This is a genomic window from Paenilisteria riparia FSL S10-1204, from assembly GCF_000525995.1.
In the GTDB taxonomy this organism is placed as follows: domain Bacteria; phylum Bacillota; class Bacilli; order Lactobacillales; family Listeriaceae; genus Listeria_A; species Listeria_A riparia.
Window position 1 is genome coordinate 15,458 of sequence record NZ_AODL01000002.1, and the last position, 17,789, is coordinate 33,246.

Sequence of the window (17,789 nt, forward strand, 5' to 3'; positions counted from 1 at the left end):
TACGCCTAAAAATGTTTTCATTTGTTTAATCTCCTTACTCTATTTTTGTGTATACTCGAGTTTCGAAAGGCGAGCGTAATTCACACCTTTCAACTCAAGTATAGGACATAAGCTATTACAATACTGTAGATATAATGTGAAATTTTTCTAGCATATTCCATTTTTGGAATCGCTTTCTCGAAGTGTTTTCAGTTATAGATGATATATAAGCCAAAGTAATAAATGTAAGCAATAAAACTTTAACACCTAAAAATGATAAAGCGCGAAAGGTTTTTCCATTTATGTAAAATAATAAAATTAATTCGATTTATAAAAACTACTTTATTTTTCTGAAAAAAATAGTATATAGTATTCCTACATCCAAAAAAGGGGAGAGTGTAAAAAATGAAGTTGAAAAAAAGTTGGGTACTAGCACTTGTATTGAGCGCAATGGCTGCAGTTCTTGTAGCATGCGGAGGAGGCGGCGACACGGCAAAAGATAGTGTCAACAAATCAAACAAAAAAGAAGTAAACTTGATGGAGTCAGCAGAAATTCCATCAATGGACTCTAAAAAAGGGACAGATGGTGTTAGTTTCACGGCTCAAAATACTGTATTTGAAGGCTTATACTACCTAGACAAAGACGATAAAGTACAACCAGGTGTTGCAAAAGCAGATCCAGAAGTAAATGCAGACCAAACCGTGTACACAATTAAACTGCGAGATGATGCGAAATGGTCTAATGGCACCCCCGTTACTGCCAATGATTTCGTCTATTCATGGAGAAAAATTGTTGATCCAAAAACAGCCGCAGAATACGCCGTTATTTTTAGTGGAGTTGTAAAAAATGCTACACAAATCACTGCGGGCAAAATGAAGCCAGAAGAACTTGGCGTAAAAGCAATTGATGACACAACATTAGAAGTGACATTAGAACAACCAGTACCATATTTCCATTCCTTGTTAACATTCCCAACCTTCTATCCACAAAATGAAGCATACGTGGAAAAGCAGGGCTCTGACTACGCCAAAGACAGCAATCACATGATTTACAATGGCGCATTCACCATGAAAGACTGGACAAATACAAGCAAATCATGGTCTTACGAAAAGAACGATAAGTATTGGAATAAAAGCGACATCAAACTAGACAAAATTAATCTCCAAGTTATCAAAGACCCTGGAAGTGCAGTAAACTTATATACAACGGGCAAACTAGACCGCGCGACACTCTCAGGTGACTATGCGAACCAAAAACAAAACGATAAAGACTTCACATCCAACCTGGACGCCTTCGTCTACTTCTTAAAATTTAACCAAAAATTAGATGGTAAACAAACCATTTTTGCAAATGAAAATGTTCGTAAAGCAATTGCCACAGTTATTAATAAAGAAACAATGGTCGATACAGTGCTGGCTAACGGATCGCAGCCGATTGATGGTCTTGTACCAGCCAAATTCACATTCAATCCAGAAACACAAGAAGACTTCCGTAAAGAAAGCGGCGACCTCATCACATATGACAAAGCCAAAGCACAAGCGTATTGGAAAAAAGCAAAACAAGAACTAGGCCAAGACAACATTACGATTGAATTCCTAGGTGATGACCAAGAGTTCAGTAAAAAAATGTCCGAATATATCCAAAATGAACTAGAAACCAGCCTAGACGGTCTAAAAGTCAACATCAAAACAGTGCCATACAAATCCCGTCTAAAACTGGATGAAACACAGCAATATGAACTACAACTATCACGTTGGGGCCCAGACTATCAGGACCCATCTACGTTCCTTGGCGTATTTGAAACAACAAGCAGCTACAACCGTTCAAGCTACTCCAATCCAGAATATGATAAGCTGCTAAAAGAAGCTGCAACAACACTTGCAACACAACCAGAAGCACGTTGGAATAATCTCTTAAAAGCAGAGAAAATCTTAATCTCAGACGATACAGCGATTGCGCCACTATACCAAAACGGTGTAGCCGCACTACAAAATCCAAAAATGACCGGTTTTGTATCACATCTATTCGGTGCGCCATATTCGTATCAATGGATTACAATGAAATAATTCGAGTAAGAAGGGATTCCGTCACAAAAACAGAATCCCTTCTTTATCTTTATTATGGTAAACATGACCATTGAAATCGAAATATCTAACAACGATTGTGAATTTTACTGTCATGGATAAAGTCCTTATGAGTCCCCGTATATTAAGGCTTTGTAAATTTTTTTTAAAAAATTAATTGATTTTTTGATGTATTTATGTAGACAGAAGGCAAAAAAAAAAGTATATAAATAAATATAATCCAACTAAAAGTGTTAGTGGGTTGCTTTTCGAGAATAGTATACTTTCTAAAATATGTTTTCATTCTACATAGGTATGTATGAAACAGTGAAGTTTTGGGGGAATTTTATTTTAATCGATTTATTTATTCTGAAAACTTAATAAAAGGTGAACGTAAATTGTGAACTACTCTAATTAGAGGCTTAATACAGTTTTATCTATGTGCCCTAAACGCGCAAGGATAGGCTAATTGGGTCATCTTGCGGAAATTTTGCAATAACTTATAACTTTCATCCTTGTTTTCGTATATTTCGAAAAAATAATTTACAAAGCTTAAATTTTTAGAGTATAATAGTAATCGAAATGATTTTTCAGAAAAATAAAAAAGGGAGGTTTACTAATGAAAAAATCTAAATTATTTTTAGTTTTAGGATTAACATTAGTACTAAGCTTAGTATTGGCGGCATGTGGCGGCGGAAGCGATTCAAAATCCGGTAGTGGGGGCTCAAAAGATTCTGAACAAGTGTTGAACTTATCTGAATCTGCACTTATCCCATCCGCTGACAGTACAAAAGCTGATGATGCAGTTGGATTAAACGTTATTAACCAAACGAACGAAGGTTTGTATGCACTTGATAAAGATGGTGTAGCACAACCAGCAGGCGCTACTGAGAAAGCGACAGTGAGCGACGACAAAAAAAGTTTATACATTCAAATTACGCGATGACGCTAAATGGTCAAATGGTGACCCAGTTACAGCGCAAGATTATGTATACTCATGGCAACGTGCCGTTGATCCAAAAACAGCAGCCACTTATTCTTACTTATTTGATGGATTAGTTCAAAACGCTTCTGAAATCATCAAAGGTGAGAAAAAACCTTCTGAACTAGGAATTAAAGCAGTTGATGATAAAACACTTGAAGTAACATTGGTTCAACCAACAGCTTACTTTGACTCACTATTAGCATTCCCAACATTCTTCCCACTTAACCAAAAATTCGTGGAAGGAAAAGGCGACAAATATGCACTTGATAGCGACAGCATCCTTTACAATGGACCGTTCAAATTAACTGACTGGAATGGAACAGGAAAAAGCTGGGCTTTCGTACCAAATGATACGTACTGGGATAAAAAAGCTGTTAAGTTGAAGAAAATCAATGTACAAGTAGTTCAAGATGCAGGAACTAGCGTTAACTTATACAATACAGGTAAACTAGACAAAGCACTATTGACAGCTGAATACGCTGCTCAAAACAAAAACAAAGATGACTACACAGTAGAAGAAGAATCTTCTGTATTCTACATTAAATTTAACCAAGAACGTAATGGTAAGAAAACGCCATTAGCAAATGAAAATATCCGTAAAGCATTGGCATTGTCAATTGACAAACAAAGCTATGTGGACACTGTACTACAAAATGGTTCTATCCCAGCCAACGGTTTAGTACCTAAGAAATTCACTTTCGACCCTAAAGATAACAAAGACTACCGTGATGAAGTAGGCGATGTTGGTTCTTATGATTTAGATGCAGCGAAAAAAGCATGGACACAAGGTTTGAAAGAACTTGGTGTAACATCTCTAAATCTTGAGTTTACAAGTGATGATACAGAAAATGCGAAGAAATCAAGTGAATTCTTACAAAACCAATGGGAGAAAAACCTATCTGGCCTTAAAGTATCACTTAAAAACGTACCATTCAAAATCCGTTTAGCTAATGACCAAAAACAAGATTATGATTTCTCTATGAGTGCATGGGGTCCTGATTATCAAGATCCATCTACATTCTTGAACTTGTTCAGAACTGGTAACACTCAAAACAGAATGAGCTACTCCAATGCTGATTACGATAAGATTATCGATCAAGCTGCAGGTCCACTTGCTGGCGACACACAAGCTCGCTGGGATGAAATGCTTAAAGCAGAACCAATTCTAATCACGAAAGACCAAGCAATTCAACCAGTTTACCAACGTGCGAAAGCATTCTTGCAACAACCGTACGTAAAAGATCTACAAAAAAATGCGTTTGGTCCTGACTACACATTCAAGAACACATATATTGACGGAAAATAATTTAGAACGCATATGATTTAAGAAATGCTTGACTTTAATTGAGAGAGTATATTCTATATACTCTCTCTTTTGATGATGAATAATGGATTCCTAATTAGTTGTAAAACAGTGGCTATTGCTTAAGTGCAGAATATTGGAAATGAATTTTTAGATAGTTTGTCTTTGAAACTCAGTAAAATGACGCAATGATACTTAAAAATTAATTAAATGAGAAAACAAAGCTCGCTATGGTAGCAGGCTTATGATAAAATAAGAAAATATTCTACAAAATAATTTTTTCGGGGGGTGTAGAGATGATTAAATATGGATTAAAAAGGCTTCTATACATGGTGATTACTCTTTTCATTATCGCGTCAGTGACATTCATTTTAATGCAATATCTACCAGGTTCACCGTATCGTAATGAAGCAAAGATGACACCAGAACAAATCCAGATTATGAATGACCAGTACGGATTAAATGATCCAGTACCGTTACAGTATCTTCGCTACATGGGGGACTTGTTGCACGGAGATTTAGGAGTATCTTTTCAATTGGATAATCGTCCTGTTTCAGAAATATTAGGAGACTTAATTGGCCCATCGATAACTATTGCGGTTGAAGCAATTGTATTTGGTTTGCTCTTCGGGATTATTCTCGGGGTTATCGCAGCGATGTACCAGAACAAATGGCCGGATTACACGAGTACCTTTGTGGCTATTTTAGGTAAGTCGATACCTTCATTCGTATTTGCCGCACTCTTACAATATTGGATTGGGGCAAAACTACAATGGCTACCAGTAGCTGGGTGGGGGACGTTTGAATACACGATATTGCCTGCTTTAGCGCTCGCGATGTTCCCGCTAGCCACCGCAGCCCGTTTTATGCGGACCGAGTTGATTGATGTATTCGGCTCTGATTATGTACTACTAGCGAAAGCGAAAGGGAATAACCGTTTTGAAGTTGCTTGGAAGCATGCGATTCGTAATGCACTTATTCCGCTTATTACCGTTATTGGACCACTAGCCGTTGCGCTAATGACTGGTTCCCTTGTTATTGAAAATATCTTTGGTATTCCAGGTATCGGAAGCCAGTTCGTATCATCTATACAAACAAATGACTACCCAGTAATCATGGGAACAACATTACTCTTTGCAGCAATGCTTGTCTTCGTAATTCTAGTGGTAGATATTCTTTACGGATTGATTGATCCTCGTATCCGTGTGTCGGGAGGTAAATAATTATGTCTGAACAGAAAATTTCAAAAGAATTATTCCAACCCGCACAAATGAAGGCTTCGGAACATGAGAAAATTTCGCGTCCTAGTTTGACATTTATGCAAGATTCTTGGATTCGGATTCGTAAAAATAAAGCGGCTCTCGTTAGTATGATTGTTCTTGCTATAATCATTGTTATGTCTTTTGTGGGTCCGCTAATTTCGGGTTATACATTCTCTGAACAAACGACATCTCAAGCTTCTCTTCCACCAAAAGTACAAGGTTTTGAAAACATGCCTTTTTGGAATGGTAAACAGAACATCGGTGGCGAAGAAGTCGATGTATATAAACAAAAGAACGTACCAGAAGACACTTACTACTGGTTCGGTAGTGATACATTAGGCCGTGACCAATTCACACGTGTGTGGAAAGGAACGCAAATCTCACTATTTATCGGTTTAGTAGCAGCATTCTTTGACTTAATTGTCGGTGTTACTTACGGTATGATTTCAGGGTTCTCTGGTGGACGTGTCGATAACGTGATGCAACGTATTCTGGAAGTTGCTTCGGCAATTCCGAACTTGGTTGTTGTTATTTTGATGTTACTCGTGCTCGATCCGGGTATCATGTCAATCATTATCGCGATTGCCATGACCAGTTGGATTACGATGGCGCGTGTTGTCCGTGGACAAGTTTTGAAATTAAAAGATCAAGAGTTCGTTCTAGCTTCTAAAACGCTAGGCGGTTCTACTCCGAGCATTTTATTCAAACACTTATTGCCTAACTTATCAGGCGTTATTATCATTAATGTTATGTTTAGTATTCCAAGTGCGATATTCTTTGAAGCATTCCTAGGATTTATTGGATTGGGTATTCCAGCACCGATGGCATCTCTTGGAACATTGATTAGTGAAGGATATAAGACATTGCAAGTATTGCCTTACATGGTTCTTTATCCGACGCTCGTACTATGTATTATCATGATTGCATTTAACTTAATTGCTGACGGCTTACGTGATGCGTTTGATCCGAAAATGCGTGATTAAAGGTGAGGTGAGGAAGAATGGAAAAACTATTAGAAGTAAAAGACCTGCATATTTCGTTCCATACGTATGCTGGTGAAGTAAAAGCAATTCGTGGCGTAAGCTTTGACCTTATCAAAGGTGAAACATTGGCTATCGTTGGTGAATCTGGTTCTGGTAAATCCGTAACGACCAAATCTATCATGCGCTTGCTACCTGAAAGCAATTCCAAAATTAAATCAGGAGAAATCCTATTTAACGGCATAGATATCGCGAAAGCATCTGAAAAACAAATGCAAAAAATTCGCGGTAAAGAAATTTCAATGATTTTCCAAGATCCGATGACCTCATTAAATCCAACAATGACCATCGGAAAACAAATTGCAGAGCCAATTATCAAGCACCAAAAAATTAGCAAAAAAGAAGCCTTAAAAACAGCGCTTCGCTTGCTACAACTAGTTGGTATTCCAAAAGCAGAAGAACGTTTGAAGCAATATCCGCACCAATTTTCTGGTGGTATGCGTCAACGTGTGGTTATCGCGATTTCACTTGCCTGTAACCCACAGATCCTCATTGCCGATGAACCAACAACCGCGCTTGATGTAACGATTCAAGCACAGATTTTAGATTTAATGAAAGACCTACAACAAAAAATCGATACATCGATTATCTTCATTACGCATGACCTTGGTGTTGTTGCGAATGTAGCCGATCGTGTAGCCGTTATGTACGGTGGTAAAATCGTTGAAATCGGAACAGTAGATGAAATTTTCTACAATCCGCAACATCCGTATACATGGGGTCTTATTAGTTCGATGCCAACGCTTGATACAGAAGAAGAGGAACTTTTCGTTATTCCAGGTACGCCACCAGACTTGCTAGATCCTCCAAAAGGGGATGCATTTGCTGCTCGTAATCAATTTGCGATGCAGATTGATTTGGAACAAGAACCGCCAATGTACAAAGTTTCTGATACGCATTATGCAGCGACATGGTTGTTGCACCCTGATGCACCAGAAGTGAGGCCTCCAGATGCTGTATTGCGTCGTCAAGAACAATTTGCAACAGAACATCCTGGAATGCAAGCTGTTCACGCGAAGGGGGTTGAAGTAGATGGCTGATAAATTACTTGAAATCAAGAATCTAAAGCAATATTTTAATAAAGGAAAAGCAAGTGAAGTTCGCGCTATCGATGGTATTTCTTTTGATATTTATCGCGGTGAGACACTTGGGCTTGTAGGTGAGTCTGGTTGTGGTAAGTCAACAACTGGTCGTACGATTATTCGTCTGTACGATGCGACAGATGGTCAAGTACTTTATGATGGGAAAGATGTGCATGGTCGCAAATCCCGCTCTGAAATGCATGAATTCCGTCGCAAAATGCAAATGATTTTCCAAGATCCGTATGCGTCGTTAAATCCACGTATGAAGGTCAAAGATATTATTGCAGAAGGCATCCGTATTCACGGCCTAGCAAAAACACCATCTGAACTGACGAATCAAGTATATGATTTGCTTGAAACAGTTGGTTTGAGCAAAGAACATGCTGGGCGTTATCCGCATGAGTTCTCTGGTGGTCAACGTCAACGTATCGGTATTGCCCGCGCGTTAGCCGTTCAACCAGAATTCATCATTGCCGATGAGCCAATCTCAGCACTAGACGTTTCTATCCAAGCACAAGTCGTGAACTTATTGAAACAACTTCAAAAAGAAAAAGGTCTAACCTATTTATTCATCGCGCATGATTTGTCGATGGTTAAATACATTAGTGATCGTATCGGTGTTATGTACTTTGGGAAACTAGTGGAACTGGCGCCAGCTGATGATTTGTATCGTGCACCACTGCATGCTTATACAGAATCATTGCTCTCGGCGATTCCATTGCCTGACCCGAATTATGAGCGCACACGTATTCGTAAAACATACGATCCTGCGATTCATAATTATACGGGTAATGAAGATTTACAAATGCGTGAAATTGCGCCTGGTCATTTTGTGTACTGTTCTCCAGAAGAAGTAGCTACTTACAAAGAGAAACATGCTAAATTGACTGCGGAAGCCACAGTACCCGCTGAATAATTTAGAGCCATCTTGATTTTGATTGAGATGGCTTTTTTTTTTGACTTGAATCCAATTGCTTTTTAACATCATTCTCATCAATTTCTAATATAATAGCCCGTTTTTTCATCTGATTCTTGTTTTAAAGCGGTATAGTAGGGGTAACATACATATAACGGCTTACTTTCAAAACATCATATCTCGGAGAACTTTTTTTTAAAATAGTATATTGCTTTTGGCTATTTTGGTGTATAATGAAAGTAGATCTTATAAAGAGATCGTTTCCAATAGATATATTGTTAGGAAATTCGTTACTTGAATGAAACAATAAACCAATAAGGAGTGTGAATGTCTAATGGTAACGTTATACACTTCACCAAGTTGCACGTCTTGTCGTAAAGCTCGTGCTTGGTTAGAGGAACATGATATCCCTTATAAGGAAAGAAACATTTTCTCTGAACCATTAAGTTTAGGGGAAATCAAAGAAATTTTAAGAATGACAGAGGATGGTACGGATGAGATAATTTCCACACGTTCTAAGACATTCCAAAAATTAAATGTGGATTTAGATAGCTTGCCGCTTCAAGAACTGTTTGAATTAATCCAAAAAAATCCAGGATTGCTAAGACGTCCAATCATTATTGATGAGAAACGTTTGCAAGTAGGCTATAACGAAGACGAAATTCGCCGTTTCCTACCACGTCGTGTTCGCACATATCAATTACGCGAAGCGCAAAAACTGGTTAATTAATCTTATTTATTTGGACTGCCAATGCTTTTTTAGGGGTATTGGTAGTTTTTTTTGAGGAAATGAAGGATTTTAAGGCCGAATCCGCTGTTTTATAAATAAATATCGGGTTTTTCTTGAAATGAGGAGTTTCTACCCTTGAAATATGGGTAAATATAGGCTAAGATAGTATTCATCAATAAAATTGGCTTTTTTAAAATCAATTATTAGCCCTTTTTTTTTGAATTAGGCTACAATGATACTAACAACAAATGAATTACCCTTCATTGTCAATGTTGAAGATGGAAGGGAGAGTGTGTGACGATGGAAATTGAACGTATTAATGAGAATACCATAAAGTTTTATATCTCTTATATGGATTTAGAAGAGCGCGGTTTTAACCATGAGGAAATTTGGTATGACCGTGAGAAGAGTGAGGAGCTTTTTTGGGATATGATGGACGAACTTAAGTACGAAGATGAGTTCTCTCCGGATGGACCACTCTGGATTCAGGTGCAGGCTTTAAAGCACGGACTAGAAGTGCTTGTTACCAAAGCCAATCTTGGTAAAGGTGAGTCTGGTTTTGAGATTAATATGGATCAGGCCGACGACTTAGCTGAGGAACGTATTGAGAAGCTGCTAGAAGAGCATTTTACCCCTACTACAATTACGGAGAACGGGGAAGATGACACGCTAGAGTTTATCTTACAGTTCCGCGACTTTGAGGATTTGATTACCTTATCGAAAGCGACAGGGCTGGAGCAGTTATCAACGAAGCTTTATCATTACAAAGATAGTTACTATTTATATGTTGAGTTTCCTGAAGCGAAATTTGACGAAAGAAACATTGACAATGTTGTCAGTATTTTATTAGAATATGGCGATGAAACAAACTTAACTGGGTATGTCCTAAATGAATATGCCAAGGTTATTTTTGATGACCCTGCCCTACCGCAAGTAAAGAAATACTTTAACTAAAAAGCTTTTTTGGCTCGATTTATGCTGTTGAAAAACACGTAGATCGAGTCTTTTTGCGTTTTTCGAAAAATGGGAAGGAGATTTGAAAATGGGGGCGAATATGATTAGTATAGACGAACAAGAGAGGCAGTGATGATGATGTTTACCGCGAAAGATAGAGATGGGCATGATGTTGTTGTGACACGGGGAAATGTGAAGCGTCTGAAAGATAGGAGGGAGCAGTATACGTGTGGTTGTTGTGGGGAGCGGGTGATTTTGAAGGCTGGAGAGATAAATATGCCGCATTTTGCGCACTTAAGTTCTAGTCGGTGTAGTTTTGCATCAGAGGGAGAGACGCAGAGGCATTTGAGCGGGAAGAAATACTTCTTAGAATGGTTGATTTTGCAGGATCGCAGGGCGGATTTAGAGGTGTATTTGAAAGGGATACAGCGGCAGGCGGATATATTGGTCGATGAACAGATTGTGATTGAGTATCAGTGTTCGACGGTATCTGTGAAGGAGTTGGAGCAGCGGACGGAGGACTATCAATTAGCGGGATTGCAAGTGCATTGGATTTTAGGGCAAGATTTACGAATGGTGAAGGGGAGGTATTACTTAACGGCTTTTCAGCAAGCATTTATTCGAAAGGATGCGGATTTGGGTTATTATTTGGTGCAATACTTACCGGAGAATAATCGGTGGACGATGATTTATCATATTACGATGGATACGGCGAATCGTTTTTTTGCAAAGGCGTTGACATTTGAGGGGCGTGTGAAGCTTGAAGTGATGAAGCAGGCGGTGTCTCATATTAAGTTTGCTACGCTATATGTGAAGCGTGATTTGGCGTTTGAAAGGCAGAAGCAGTGCTACTTTTATACGCGTTTTAAGAAACAGAATAAGTTTATGTATGATGTGTACGAACAAGGCCTTTATTTGCAGCACTTGCCGCTAGAGATTGGTGTTATTTTGCCGACGCAATTTCGGGCAAAGACGCCGGCGCTTGAGTGGCAGTATTATGTATGGGTATCATTTTTACGGATGTTGGATATTGGGGATTCATTTCCATGTGCGAATGTTTTACAAGTATTCGAGAAGCATATTATTTGGATGCCGTTGATTTGGAAAGAGGAGCGGACGGTGCTTTGTGTGGAGTATTTGCATTATCTTTGTAAATTGGGAATTTTGCGTTCAAATGGGATGGGGCATTACACTGTGTTGAAGCGAATGAAAGAAGTGGTGAATGAAGAAGCTCGATTTTTGGATATCTGATTTTTGCATTTTGATAGAGATTAGCTCATAATGAATGAAAAGATGTTATTGGAGGTTTTCGATTTATGAGTGAGAAGAAGATAGCGGCATTGCCTACGCGTGAAGAAGTTCCAGTGAATGCAACGTGGGACTTAACGACGATATTTAAAGATGATGAGGCTTGGGAGTCTGAGTTTACGTTATTGAAGGATGAGATTAAGGTAGCGCAGACATTTCAAGGAAAGCTCGGTGAGAGCAGTGAGACATTACTGAAGGCATTGCGTTATCAAGATGAGTTATATGATCGATTGGGGAATTTATATGTATACGCGCATCTAAAACAAGATCAGGATACGACGAATACGACTTATCAAGGGTTGTATAGCCGTGCTGGTAGTTTATTAACGGAGGCTTCGGCAGCGATTTCGTATTTTGAGCCAGAAGTTTTAGCGATAGATGAGGATAAGTTGAAAGGCTTTGTAGCAGATAATGCTGATTTGCAATTGTATGCGCATTTGTTGGAGCAAGTGAACTTGAACCGACCGTATGTACTTTCTGAGAAGGAGGAGGCTTTGCTTGCACAGGCTGGTGAAGTTCTAGGTAATGCTTCGCGGACGTATAGTATTTTGAATAACGCGGATATGAAGTTTCCTGAGATTGAAGATGAGGACGGCAACAAGGTAGAAATAACGCATGGTCGTTATGGCAAGATGATGGAAGGCAAGAATCGTGACGTTCGTAAGGCTGCGTTTAAAGGCATGTATAGCTCGTATGATAATTTGAAGAACACGATTGCTACAACTTTGACTGGGCAAGTGAAGAAGGGCAATTTTTATGCGAAGGTTCATGGATTTGAGTCGGCGCGTCATCGTGCTTTGTTTGGGAATCATATTCCTGAAGCTGTGTATGATGCTTTAGTGGAGGCTGTGAACAATCAGTTGCCGCTGTTACAGCGATATGTGGGACTTCGCAAGGAATTGTTGGGCTTAGATGAATTACGGATGTACGATATGTATACACCGCTTTCAACGGATGTGCACTTAGCATTTACGTACGAGGAAGCGAAAGACATTGTGTTGAACGGCTTGGCTCCTTTGGGAGAAGAGTATCAAGCGATTTTGAAAGAGGCGTTTGAGAGCCGTTGGATTGATGTCGTGGAGAACAAGGGTAAGCGTAGTGGCGCGTATTCTTCTGGTGCGTATAGTACGAACCCGTATATTTTGATGAATTGGCAGGACACGATTGACAATGTGTTTACGTTAGCGCATGAGTTGGGACATAGTGTGCATAGTTATTATACGCGCAATAACCAGCCTTTTGTGTACGGCGATTATTCGATTTTCTTGGCAGAAGTGGCTTCGACGACGAATGAGAATTTGTTGACGGATTACATGTTGAAGAAATATGAAGACCCGAAAGTGCGTGCTTACTTGCTGAATCATTATTTGGATGGGTTTAAGGGAACAGTTTTCCGCCAAACGCAATTTGCGGAGTTTGAGCATTTTATTTATCAAGCGGATCAGCGTGGGGAAGCATTGACAGCGGAGTTCTTGACGGAGAATTATTTTGCTTTGAATGAGAAATACTATGGTAATGAGATTGTGTATGATGAGGAAATTGGCCTCGAGTGGGCGAGAATTCCGCATTTTTATATGAATTATTATGTGTATCAATATGCGACGGGGTTCAGTGCGGCATCTGCGCTTAGTGATTTGATTTTGCATGGTGGTGAGAAAGCTGTAACGCATTATTTGAATTTCTTGAAAGCTGGGAGCTCGGATTTTCCGATTGAGGTATTGAAGAAAGCTGGGGTTGATATGACAACGGCGAAACCTGTAACGGATGCGTTGAAGGTGTTTGAGCAACGGTTGAACGAGTTGGAAAAATTGGTGAAATAAGTAGTAGCTATATTGCGACTTTGTGAAAATAGTTGTTAAGTAGAAATATTTTTTTAAGATTTTAAATGATAAAATAGGGTTCTTAATTGAGAATCCTATTTTTTTATTTTAGTGGACTATTGCATAGGAATGACACGTTTTATTTGATTTTGGCTATGAATAAATACGAATTGGCATGATTTTTAGTTTATTATGGTAGATGTATTGACTATTACTTACTAATAAAAATTATGTATGTGATGCGGATGCCTTTTGGGAGGAAAAATAAACTTTGTGAAATGTTGAATTTTGAATTTAAATGTGGTATATTAATGTCGTGAAATAAATCACAATACAAATACCCCCTTTATTTGATTGTGTGAATTTCTCCTTTTGATTGCGCTGAGAAAAGCCGTGGCATTGTGCCGCGGCTTTTTTCGTATTTCGATTAACCAATTCCAGATAGTGTTTGGATAATTAGTTGGACATTAAGGACGGTTAGTACGGCGGTAATTGCCCAAGCGAGGACGGTTACCCACATGCGGTTTTTGAATTCGCCCATTAGTTTTTTGCTGCTGGTGAATATGGTGAGTGGAATCATGGAGAATGGTAGGGCGATGCTTAGAAATACTTGGGTGTAGATTAGGAGTTGCTCGACTGCGTTTTCTTGGTCGCCGTAGATGACGATACAGATGATGACTGGAATGATAGCTAGAAGGCGCGTGACGAGACGGCGAATCCAGACGGGTAATTTCATATGGATGAAGCCTTCCATGACGATTTGGCCTGTCAAGGTGCCTGTGATGGTTGCATTTTGGCCGGATGCGAGTAGTGCTACGGCGAACAGGACGCTTAGGACGGGACTTGCGATGGAGCCGACAATGGCGTTGTTTTGCAAGGCGTCGTAGAGTTGGGTGAATTGGCCAAGATTGCTTGTGTCTTGTCCGAAGAATAGGGCTGCGCCGAGTATGAGTAGCAGACAGTTGACGACGAATGCGGCGGTTAGCTGGATGTTTGAGTCAATAGTTGAGAATTTGATAGCTTCTTTTAGGGCCTTTTTGTCGTTGCGGTCGTATTTTCTAGCTTGGACGATGGATGAGTGCAGATACAGGTTGTGGGGCATGACGGTGGCTCCGACGATGCCGAGTGCTAGAAATAGTGCGCCTTTGTCTGTGATGATTTCTTTTTGTGGTACGAAGCCGCCGAGCATGTCGGATACGTTTGGTTGGGATAGGATGACTTCGTATAAAAAGATGAGCAACACGGTAACTATAAGTGTGACAACGATGGCTTCGATTTTGCGGAAGCCGAATTTTGCAAGTATAAGTAGTAGGAAGACGTCAAGAACGGTGATGATAACGCCTAGTATTAATGGAAAGCCAAATAGCAGGTTTAAGGCTACGGCGCTACCGATAACTTCAGCGATGTCTGTGGCCATGATGGCAAGTTCAGCGATAATCCATAGTGTGAAGCCGCCTTTTTTGCCTGTCTTTAATCGGGTTGCTTGGGCTAGGTCGAGTCCTGTGACAATGCCGAGCTTGGCGCACATGCTTTGTAGGAGCATCGCGATAAGGCTGGACATGAGGATGACGCTCAGTAGTAAATAGCCGTAGTGAGCACCGCCTTGAATGGAAGTAATCCAGTTGCCGGGGTCCATATAGCCGACTGCGACAAGTGCGCCTGGGCCTGAGAAGGCGATGAGTTTACGCCAAAAGCCGCCTTTGGTTGGAATGTTTACAGAATTATTTATTTCGCCCAAACTGGAACCGTTTGGTGGTGTGTGTTTAATTATTTTTTTATTAGTCATGTTAAAAATCCTCTCAATGTTTCCTTTGTGCAACAAATTTAGTTTAATGCAATGAGAGTGAAAATGCAAGTTTTTTGTTAGTTAGTAGAAAAAGTTACCGCGTTGAAATGATAACTTTTTTGTTTAATATAATGTTCGCCATAAATAAAACGTTGCGTATGCTTCCCAGTTTGACCAATTTTGTGCGAGGTAGAGGATTTCTTGTTTTATGGGTTTCTGTTCCATTTGTAGTGCGTGTTTGATAGCGTTGATAAGCCCGATGTCGTCGATTGGGAAGGCGTTTGGGTAACGGAGGCAGCGCATCAGGACATAGTTGGCTGTCCATGGGCCAATGCCACGGATCTTGGTGAGAGATTTTTCGATTGCTGGGAGGTCTGGAAGTTGTTGGAGTGCTTGTTTGGATAGTTCTCCTGTTGTGATGCGTTTTGCGATGCCGATGGTGTACTCGCTTTTGCGGGTGGTGAATTGGATGGCTGTGAGGTCTTCGGGTGTGAGGTTGGCGATGGTGGCTGGAGTTGGGAATGTCCAGTAGGTGATGCCGGCGTGTGTGGTGCTGGTGCCGAATTTTTCGACGAATTGGCGTTTAAGTGTGTAGGCGAATGAGAGGTTGATTTGTTGGCCGATGATGCCCCAAGTGAGTGCTTCGAAGAGGTCGGGAATGCTGATGATACGTAGGCCGTAATGGTCTTTGACTGCGGGATGAAGTAGTGTGTCGGTTTCGGCGAGTTGGTAAAATGGCGTGATGTCGCGGTCTAGGTCGAACCAGTCGTGAATGTATTGGGTGATTTCTTGTTGGTGGGATGCTGGGATGGGGCTTGTTATGGCTGGGAGCGTGATTTGTAATGTGTTTGGGGCTGACTCGCGGACTTGGATGAGTGTGTTGCCGTGGCTTGTGGGAATGAGTTTGCTAACTTGGTCGTTTTGGATGTGATGCATGCATTCTTTTGAGTCGCGGTTTAGGTATGCGAGATTTGGTGCGAAACGGAATGTTGGGGGGTGTTGGGATGGTGAATGTGTTCATGTGGGGCCTCCTTGATTTTCTTGGTACTTATAGTTGTACCATATTTTTGTGGGGAAGACTTTACAAATCTTGCTTTTATGTGCGGGGACGGTTATTTTTTTGTGGGGGAAGGGGTATAATGGATGTAAGGAAAAGTTCGGAAGGGGTGGCAAAATGGTGACGGAGGAGCAGTGGCGCGCGATTTGTGAGAATGACGCGAGGTATGACGGGAAGTTTTTTTATGCGGTGAGTTCGACGCGGATTTTTTGCCGGCCGTCTTGTAAGTCGCGGGTGCCACGACGGGAGAATGTGAGCGTTTTTCGGAATGCGGAGGATGCGATGGCTGCGGGGTACAGGCCTTGTAAGCGATGCAAGTCTGGTGGGGCAAGGATGCCGGATGTGGAATGGGTGGCGCAGATTGAGGCGTTTGTGTTGGAACATTATGCGGAACATTTGACGCTGGATAGGATTGCGGATGGCTGCCATGGTAGTGCGTATCATCTGCACCGTGTTTTTAAAGCGCAAAAAGGGATGACGCCGCTTGATTTTGTACATCAGGTGCGGATTCGCAGGGCGTGTGTGTTGCTTGAGATGACTGGGATGAGCGTGATGGATATTGGGGTTGCTGTCGGGATTTCGAATGCTGCGCAGTTTGCGACGCTGTTTCGGAAGTTGGAGGGCGTGACGCCGAGTGTGTATCGAAAAAGAAGGATGGTGGGTATTGATGGAGAATAGTAAGGTTTATTATGGTTTGATGGAGGCGGCTAGGATGCGACTGTATGTCGGAGTTAGTGAGCGCGGGTTGATGTTTGTAGGCTCGGATGGTGCAGATATCGGGGAATTGGAACGGTGGGCAGTGCGGAAAAAAGGGATTGATTTGACGGAGAATCAGGATAAAATTGCTCCTTTTGTGCGGGAATTGGTGTTGTATTTGAGTGGGGCGCGACGGGAGTTCGATTTGCCGCTTGATTTTGAGGGGACGGCGTTTCAGGAGACGGTATGGCAGGCGTTGCTTAGGATTCCGTACGGTCAGACGCGGACGTATTCGGACATTGCGGCTGAGATTGGTAAACCGGAGGCGGTGCGTGCGGTGGGGACGGCGATTGGTGCGAATCCAATTTTGATGGTCATTCCGTGTCATCGCGTCATTGGAAAAAATGGCAAAATAACGGGCTACCGTGGCGGCATCGCGATGAAGGAACAGTTGTTGCGTCTGGAATCGGCCGGCTCAGCCTTGCCAAAAGCAGCGTTTTAGTTGCACGTTACCGCCTGGTGTGAATGGAACGCCTTCTGCGCGAAGTAGTTCATATTGGGCGTGCCAGCCAGGAACGAGGCGACCATTTGCGCCGACAACGCGGTGGCTTGGAATTTTGGCATCACTAGGTGTTAACCGCATCGCTTGACCGACGAGGCGCGAATTTTTCGGACGTCCAAGCATGTATGCAATTTGTCCGTAGGTCGTGACTTTTCCGGCAGGGATTTGTTTCACGATTTGGTAAACTTCTTTTTGAAATGCAGCGTGTTGCATGTTTTTCCTCCTTATATATAGAAAACAAGAGA

General features: G+C 41.0%; 14 protein-coding genes and 2 pseudogenes. 12 read left to right on the top strand and 4 right to left on the bottom strand.

The window, feature by feature from the left end; genetic code table 11:
• Positions 1–384 precede the first annotated feature (384 nt).
• From PRIP_RS00275 to pepF, 10 genes and pseudogenes are all read left to right on the top strand, one after another.
• Positions 385–2,046 carry a peptide ABC transporter substrate-binding protein gene (locus PRIP_RS00275; RefSeq protein WP_036098875.1) on the top strand — a complete coding sequence of 554 codons (1,662 nt, stop codon included), beginning with the start codon at positions 385–387 and terminating at the stop codon, positions 2,044–2,046.
• A 616-nt stretch (positions 2,047–2,662) separates the two neighbouring features.
• Positions 2,663–4,334: pseudogene (locus tag PRIP_RS00280) on the top strand (peptide ABC transporter substrate-binding protein).
• A 293-nt stretch (positions 4,335–4,627) separates the two neighbouring features.
• A complete protein-coding gene (opp3b, locus tag PRIP_RS00285) occupies positions 4,628–5,554 on the top strand; it encodes an oligopeptide ABC transporter permease (RefSeq protein ID WP_036098876.1) in 927 nt (308 codons plus the stop codon).
• A gap of 2 nt (positions 5,555–5,556) precedes the next feature.
• The gene (gene opp3C, locus PRIP_RS00290) at positions 5,557–6,576 is read left to right on the top strand and encodes an oligopeptide ABC transporter permease (protein WP_036098877.1); all 1,020 of its coding nucleotides are present in this window, start codon (positions 5,557–5,559) and stop codon (positions 6,574–6,576) included.
• Between the two features lie 17 nt (positions 6,577–6,593).
• Positions 6,594–7,673 (top strand): ABC transporter ATP-binding protein, encoded by a 1,080-nt coding sequence (locus PRIP_RS00295; protein ID WP_036098878.1) that lies wholly within the window; start codon positions 6,594–6,596, stop codon positions 7,671–7,673.
• Positions 7,666–8,631, top strand: a complete 966-nt coding sequence (locus PRIP_RS00300; RefSeq protein WP_036098879.1) for an ABC transporter ATP-binding protein — start codon at positions 7,666–7,668, stop codon at positions 8,629–8,631. The genes PRIP_RS00295 and PRIP_RS00300 overlap by 8 nt, the downstream gene beginning before the upstream one ends.
• A 334-nt stretch (positions 8,632–8,965) precedes the next feature.
• Positions 8,966–9,361, top strand: a complete 396-nt coding sequence (gene spxA / locus PRIP_RS00305) for a transcriptional regulator SpxA (RefSeq protein WP_036059428.1) — start codon at positions 8,966–8,968, stop codon at positions 9,359–9,361.
• 300 nt (positions 9,362–9,661) lie between these two features.
• Positions 9,662–10,315, top strand: coding sequence for an adaptor protein MecA (gene mecA / locus PRIP_RS00310; protein ID WP_036098880.1), 654 nt, complete (start codon positions 9,662–9,664; stop codon positions 10,313–10,315).
• Between the two features lie 132 nt (positions 10,316–10,447).
• Entirely contained in the window at positions 10,448–11,566 is a 1,119-nt protein-coding gene (locus tag PRIP_RS00315; RefSeq protein ID WP_077912857.1) for a competence protein CoiA family protein, read from the top strand.
• Positions 11,567–11,631: 65 nt separating this feature from the next.
• Positions 11,632–13,443 (top strand): oligoendopeptidase F, encoded by a 1,812-nt coding sequence (gene pepF / locus PRIP_RS00320; protein WP_036098881.1) that lies wholly within the window; start codon positions 11,632–11,634, stop codon positions 13,441–13,443.
• Positions 13,444–13,870: 427 nt separating this feature from the next.
• Here the strand turns inward: pepF and PRIP_RS00325 are convergent, their stop codons facing one another.
• From PRIP_RS00325 to PRIP_RS18145, 3 genes and pseudogenes are all read right to left on the bottom strand, one after another.
• Positions 13,871–15,229, bottom strand: a complete 1,359-nt coding sequence (locus PRIP_RS00325) for an Nramp family divalent metal transporter (RefSeq protein ID WP_036098882.1) — start codon at positions 15,227–15,229, stop codon at positions 13,871–13,873.
• Positions 15,230–15,352: 123 nt separating this feature from the next.
• Positions 15,353–15,898, bottom strand: a complete 546-nt coding sequence (locus PRIP_RS00330; RefSeq protein WP_420912098.1) for a DNA-3-methyladenine glycosylase family protein — start codon at positions 15,896–15,898, stop codon at positions 15,353–15,355.
• A pseudogene (locus tag PRIP_RS18145) lies at positions 15,878–16,207 on the bottom strand (DNA glycosylase); the annotation flags it as partial. The gene PRIP_RS00330 and the pseudogene PRIP_RS18145, both read right to left, overlap by 21 nt.
• A gap of 196 nt (positions 16,208–16,403) precedes the next feature.
• On the opposite strand from PRIP_RS18145, the gene PRIP_RS00335 reads away from it, so the two are divergent.
• A complete protein-coding gene (locus PRIP_RS00335) occupies positions 16,404–16,964 on the top strand; it encodes a bifunctional transcriptional activator/DNA repair enzyme AdaA (protein WP_036098884.1) in 561 nt (186 codons plus the stop codon).
• Positions 16,954–17,484, top strand: coding sequence for a methylated-DNA--[protein]-cysteine S-methyltransferase (locus PRIP_RS00340; protein WP_036098885.1), 531 nt, complete (start codon positions 16,954–16,956; stop codon positions 17,482–17,484). Before PRIP_RS00335 ends, PRIP_RS00340 begins: the two co-directional genes overlap by 11 nt.
• Here PRIP_RS00340 and PRIP_RS00345 read toward each other — a convergent pair.
• Positions 17,458–17,757 carry an MGMT family protein gene (locus PRIP_RS00345; RefSeq protein WP_036083029.1) on the bottom strand — a complete coding sequence of 100 codons (300 nt, stop codon included), beginning with the start codon at positions 17,755–17,757 and terminating at the stop codon, positions 17,458–17,460. The two genes, PRIP_RS00340 and PRIP_RS00345, sit on opposite strands and share 27 nt — an antisense overlap.
• Positions 17,758–17,789: the final 32 nt, after the last annotated feature.